3 protein-coding genes are annotated in these 2,111 nt (G+C 55.3%); 2 read left to right on the top strand and 1 reads right to left on the bottom strand.

The features are described from left to right. Positions 1-427: aminotransferase class III-fold pyridoxal phosphate-dependent enzyme (locus EN884_RS34170; protein ID WP_128361048.1), on the bottom strand; the 427-nt coding region annotated here is incomplete at its 3' end. Positions 428-1,048: 621 nt separating this feature from the next. Between EN884_RS34170 and EN884_RS34175 the strand changes: the two genes are divergently transcribed. Then, the gene (locus EN884_RS34175; RefSeq protein ID WP_063169349.1) at positions 1,049-1,513 is read left to right on the top strand and encodes an Lrp/AsnC family transcriptional regulator; all 465 of its coding nucleotides are present in this window, start codon (positions 1,049-1,051) and stop codon (positions 1,511-1,513) included. 475 nt (positions 1,514-1,988) lie between these two features. Further along, on the top strand, positions 1,989-2,111 hold a 123-nt coding region (locus EN884_RS34180; RefSeq protein WP_127274279.1), incomplete at its 3' end, for an FAD-dependent oxidoreductase.

Here is a 2,111-nt window from a genome sequence, read left to right on the forward strand (position 1 = left end):
AGACGATGTTCGATCTCCCGGTCACCTGGCGAGCCAGTTTTAGACTCGCTTCGACCGCGTTCGTACCTGTGGGGCCGGGAAACTGTAATTTGTATGTCAGACCACGAGGCTTGAGAATGTATCGCTCGAAAGCTTCGATGAAGGCTTTCTTGGCCGTCGTGGCAAGGTCCAGCCCATGCACAATTCCGTCGCGCTCGATATAATCCAGCAGCGCCTTCTTGATGACGGGGTTGTTGTGCCCATAATTCAAAACGCCTGCACCGGCGAAAAAGTCGAGATATTCCCGACCGTCTGCAGCGATGAGAGTGGTCCCGACTCCGCGATCGAATAGGGCGGGGAAGGCGCGGACGTAGCTGCGCACCTCAGACTCCAGGCGATTGAAAACCGCGAGACCTGCATCCATTTCAGGTGCGAATTGCTTGCTCATAGGCGAACTCCTCAATCTGAAGCCTGCAAAGCCAGGCCTCTTCTGCTTTATGAAGTGGCGTGTAGGTGCCGTTGTGAGACAATAGCGCGCTACATTGGGCGCCTTGCGCAAATTCTGAGCGGCGGGATGCAGTAATTATGCGAAATTGCCGGCAGGTTGCATAAGGCCGGCGGTTTGTGTGGCTGCGGTGACGATTTTTCCCAACCACCTCAAGACGGCTGCATTTGATGCAGCAACCGGGGCAGGCGAACCTAGCGCTCGATTCCCTATACACAGATGAGACTCTTGGCAGCGTGAGCCAACGAATGGAAGCCGAAGCGCGGAAATAGAGGTCCCCCCTATCATCATCGTCCAGTCGGCTTAGCGTTTAAGTTCCGAGACGTTTCCTCGGCCGAACTGGGCGCAAGGCCTCGGCTTTTGACCGTCGGCTGCCATTGTCAGTTGGGCGATGGTGGACAGCACTCTTCGGCCAATGGCTATAACTGACGTCGAGGACGATAGCCGACTTTGGTCCCATGCCTGGCCTGATCGTTTGGGCTTCCGTCTGCGCGGGGTTGAGGCTACAGTCGAGTGCATATCGCAGTTTTTCTGCGCAAATTGCAGCTATTCCGGAGAATGACCATGGAATTGGATCGGATAGATCTGAAAATCTTAAGCGCTGTTCAGCGCAACAATCGCCAAACAACGGAAGAATTGGGCCAACTGGCCGGTATATCGCCCACGGCCTGTCAGCGGCGATTGAAGCAGTTGCGACAAATTGGCGTAATTGAGGCTGATGTTGCAATCGTGTCGCCTGAGGCGGTGGGCAGGTCCCTGATGATGCTGGTCTTGGTCGACATTGAGCGCTATCGTTCCGACGTCATCGATCGCTTCAAGCAGTCTCTACAGAAGGCGCCTGAAGTAATGAGCGCGTATGCGGTCACCGGTAACGCCGATTTCGTTCTCCTTCTCTCCGTGCGTGACTTGGCAGAGTACGACGCATTCTCGAGGCGTTTCTTCTTTGATAGCCCGGCTGTTAGAAATTACAGCACGATGATTGTGATGGATCGCACGAAGGTAACCTTGGCGGTGCCAATCGATGTATAGAACGCGCAATCTTACGCGCATTCAACAACTGGTTGATCCGATTCACCGATGACTGGCGCAAGGGTCAGCCGCCTTGCCCGCCGGCCATGATTGGGACGGGAGTTTTCGTACCGCTAAAGCGGCGATGGAGCGCAAGGCGAAGCATCATTCTGCTCCTTACAACGGCCTCGTCAGCGCGATGCTGCAAAAGCACTTCTGGACCTACCGGGCTGCATTCTGATGTATCTCGCGATAGGTTTGTCCCCTTCAGTCGCGATGCGCTTTGTCCACTTAAGTCACGACGCTCCGGCATCGCCTTCAGCCCTGATGGACTGCTGGCAAGGTCATGTTTAAACGTTCCGCCCCGTTGGGAGGCCGCCATAATGCGAATCTCTTAAGAATGCGCTGATTTCCTGCGTCCTGCAAGATAATTGCGCGTTTTTGCTTGCTCGCCGTCTGCTAGATTTTTGCCCGACTCAGACATTTGCGAGTTTGCGTGGTTTTCGATTATATCGTCGTGGGTGGTGGCTCCTCTGGATGCGTGATGGCGAGCAGGCTCTCCGCCTATGGCGCTCGCGTGCTGCTCATTGAAGCTGGCCCTGATACGCCGCCGAATGCC

The sequence above is a fragment of the Mesorhizobium sp. M7A.F.Ca.AU.001.01.1.1 genome (assembly GCF_004022735.1).
GTDB classification, from domain to species: Bacteria; Pseudomonadota; Alphaproteobacteria; order Rhizobiales; family Rhizobiaceae; genus Mesorhizobium; species Mesorhizobium ciceri.